Consider the following 3,229-nt stretch of genomic DNA (forward strand, 5'->3'; position numbering starts at 1 on the left):
GGAGAAAATCGCGAAAAGGGTATCCAACCGGGCATATATAATCAAGAGGGTAGTTAACTTAAAAACCAACACCTGCCCATTAATGCAGCCATTGTATAAGGACGGCTCCATTAATGAAACGCTCTTTGCAATCTGATACAATAGGGTTAAAGGAATGGAGGATGTTTTGTGAATGATACAGTCGTAAAAGATGAGCAAATGTTAGATAAAATTGCCGCTGAACAGGCGATATCTTATAAACAAGTGAAAAGTGTTATTTCATTATTAGATGAAGGCAATACTGTTCCTTTTATTGCCCGCTACCGAAAGGAAATGACGGGAGCTCTAGATGAAGTACAGATTCGCAATATATTAGAACGCCGACAATATATTCAAAACCTTGAGCAGAGAAAAGAAGAGGTAGTAAGGATTATTGCTGAACAAGGGAAATTAACGGACGAACTAAACCGGGCCATCACAAAAGCCGAAAAACTGCAAGAGGTAGAGGATTTATACAGACCGTATAAACAAAAAAGACGGACGAAAGCTACCGTTGCAAAGGAAAAGGGCCTCGAACCTTTGGCTGAATGGCTGCTAACTTTTTCGAAAGATAGCATCGAGGAAAAGGCTAAGCAATTTTTATCAGATGAAAAAGAAGTTCTTACAGTTGAAGATGCCGTTGCAGGCGCTAAAGACATCATCGCGGAAATGGTATCAGATGATGCGGAAAGCCGCAAATGGATCCGGAAAGAGACGTTTCGATCTGGCGCTGTTGTGTCTGCCGTGAAAGATGCGGAAAAGGACGAAAAAAACGTTTATGAAATGTACTATGAGTATGAGGAGCCAGTAAACAAAATCGTTCCCCATCGAATTCTTGCCTTAAATCGTGGTGAAAAGGAAGGCATTCTAAGAGTATCGCTTAAAATGAATGCGGATAAAATCCAGTCTTACCTTGAAAAAAGGTGGATTCGTGTTCAGTACTCACCTGCAGCACCATTCGTGACGGAGGCAATTGAAGACAGCTATAAACGATTGATTCAGCCTTCCATCGAACGGGAAATTCGCAATGAACTAACTGAAAAAGGCGAAGAGCAAGCCATACATATATTCTCAGAAAATCTTCGCAACCTGCTCTTGCAGCCGCCGTTAAAAGGAAAAGTCGTCATCGGTGTCGACCCCGCTTACAGGACAGGTTGTAAACTAGCGGTAGTAGATGAAACAGGAAAGGTACTGAAAATAGATGTTATCTATCCACACCCGCCGGTATCAAAAACAAAAGAAGCTCGTGAAAAGTTTATAAAAATCCTCCGCGATTATAAAGTGGAAATGGCGGCCATCGGAAACGGTACAGCATCAAGGGAAACAGAGCAGTTTGTTGCAGATATATTAAAAGAAATGACGGAAGAAATTTTTTATTTGATCGTCAATGAAGCAGGTGCAAGTGTCTACTCTGCCTCTGACCTTGCAAGAGAAGAATTTCCGAATTTCCAAGTAGAAGAAAGAAGTGCCGCATCGATAGCGCGGCGTTTGCAGGATCCATTAGCTGAATTGGTAAAAATCGACCCGAAATCAGTAGGAGTAGGCCAATACCAGCATGATGTTTCCCAGAAACGGCTGTCAGAATCCTTGCATTTTGTCGTTGAAACTGCCGTAAACCGGGTTGGTGTAAATGTAAATACTGCATCGTCCTCGCTATTACAATATGTTGCGGGGTTAAACAAAACTGCCGCAAACAATATTGTGAAAAAGCGTGAGGAAGAAGGGAAATTCACGAGCAGGGTCCAATTGAAGAAGGTACCCCGCCTTGGTGCGAAGACGTATGAGCAGGCAATCGGATTCTTGCGTGTATTGGACGGTAAACAACCGCTTGACCGGACAGGAATTCACCCGGAAAATTACGACGAGGTGAAGAAGCTATTAGCCAGTCTTGGTTTTAAAGGTGATGACTTGGGGTCAGAGCAGCTAATAACTGCACTTAACGGTCTTAATTTAAAAACTGTTTCTGAAGAACTAGCCATCGGTGAATTAACTTTAAAGGATATTATCGATGCCTTAGTTAGACCGGAGCGAGATCCGCGTGACGACCTTCCGCGACCACTTTTAAAGAAAGATGTATTAAAGTTAGAAGACCTAAGCGCCGGAATGGAGCTGCAAGGAACGGTTCGGAATGTCGTTGACTTTGGCGCATTTGTCGATATCGGCGTCAAGCAAGATGGGCTTGTTCATATTTCTAAGCTCAGCAATCGATTTGTTAAACATCCTTTGGACATTGTGTCCGTGGGTGATGTCGTAACAGTCTGGGTAGACTCGGTCGATATGAAAAAGGGTCGCGTCGCCTTAACTATGCTGTCTCCATCGAATTAATGGGAAAACACTGCTTCTAGGAGCAGTGTTTTTTTCTGTAAAAAAACCAGCACTGATTTAACAGCTTGATTTGATAGCGGTCCTTCTCGTAAAAAGCTCTTTTCATTTGGTTTTGCAACCAAGTCGGCATAGTGAAACCTCCCGAAAAGTACATCATAAGTAAAGGTATATACAATATATGCTATAATAGGTTGTCATGTTCTCTAAGAAAGTGAGAGATCCCAAATGGAACAAAAAGAACTTCAATTATTGGTTGAAACGATATCAACCGAGGCATTTGGCAAACCATTTCAGCACCAGGCTTCGTTTAACTTACGATTAAGGTCAACCGGCGGCAGATACCTTCTTGGCACGCATAACATTGAAATCAATAAAAAGTATCTAGAGCAGCTCGGTGAGAAAGAGTTATTAGGAATTATTAAGCATGAGCTATGTCATTACCACCTTCATCTAGAAGGAAAAGGTTATCAGCATAAGGATCAAGAGTTTAAGAAATTATTGAAAGAAGTAGATGCACCTCGTTTTTGCGGGCAGCTTCCGGACAGAAAAGTAAAACGTACATCTAAGAAAATCCTTTTATATAAGTGCACAAAATGCCAGCTTTCTTATAAAAGAAAAAGGAGCATCGATACCAGCAGATATGTATGTGGAAAATGCCGGGGAAAATTAACGAAAGTTAAAGAAATAACCATGGAATAACGTAAGATATTGGAAGGCATTTTTATATTAAAACTATATTGACTTTCACTTTATTCGTCATTATAATGTAAAGAGTCGATAAGGTGATTGCCTTGTTGCATTAGACTATTCCGCAGTAGCTCAGTGGTAGAGCTATCGGCTGTTAACCGATCGGTCGTAGGTTCGAGTCCTACCTGCGGAGCCATAT

3 protein-coding genes and 1 tRNA gene are annotated in these 3,229 nt (G+C 41.5%); 3 read left to right on the plus strand and 1 reads right to left on the minus strand.

Annotated features, from left to right (window positions below; genetic code table 11):
* Positions 1-198: 198 nt before the first annotated feature.
* Positions 199-2,343 carry a Tex family protein gene (locus tag BSO02S_RS25820; protein WP_066074878.1) on the plus strand — a complete coding sequence of 715 codons (2,145 nt, stop codon included), beginning with the start codon at positions 199-201 and terminating at the stop codon, positions 2,341-2,343.
* Positions 2,344-2,359: 16 nt separating this feature from the next.
* Here the strand turns inward: BSO02S_RS25820 and cmpA are convergent, their stop codons facing one another.
* Complete coding sequence (gene cmpA, locus BSO02S_RS27400; protein WP_007083554.1) at positions 2,360-2,473, minus strand: cortex morphogenetic protein CmpA; 114 nt, start codon at positions 2,471-2,473, stop codon at positions 2,360-2,362.
* Positions 2,474-2,568: 95 nt separating this feature from the next.
* On the opposite strand from cmpA, the gene BSO02S_RS25825 reads away from it, so the two are divergent.
* Positions 2,569-3,042: a SprT family protein gene (locus BSO02S_RS25825; RefSeq protein ID WP_066074876.1), complete on the plus strand. Its 474-nt coding sequence runs from the start codon at positions 2,569-2,571 to the stop codon at positions 3,040-3,042.
* A 109-nt stretch (positions 3,043-3,151) separates the two neighbouring features.
* Positions 3,152-3,226, plus strand: a tRNA-Asn gene (locus tag BSO02S_RS25830).
* The last annotated feature ends 3 nt before the right edge of the window (positions 3,227-3,229 follow it).

Source organism: Neobacillus soli NBRC 102451 (assembly GCF_001591665.1).
Taxonomy (GTDB): domain Bacteria; phylum Bacillota; class Bacilli; order Bacillales; family Cytobacillaceae; genus Neobacillus; species Neobacillus soli.

Excerpts from the sequence above, each read along its gene's own strand:
- BSO02S_RS25820 (WP_066074878.1), top strand. The coding sequence starts at position 199 with ATGTTAGATAAAATTGCCGCTGAACAGGCGATATCTTATAAACAAGTG.
- cmpA (WP_007083554.1), bottom strand. The coding sequence starts at position 2,473 with ATGCCGACTTGGTTGCAAAACCAAATGAAAAGAGCTTTTTACGAGAAG.
- BSO02S_RS25825 (WP_066074876.1), top strand. The coding sequence starts at position 2,569 with ATGGAACAAAAAGAACTTCAATTATTGGTTGAAACGATATCAACCGAG.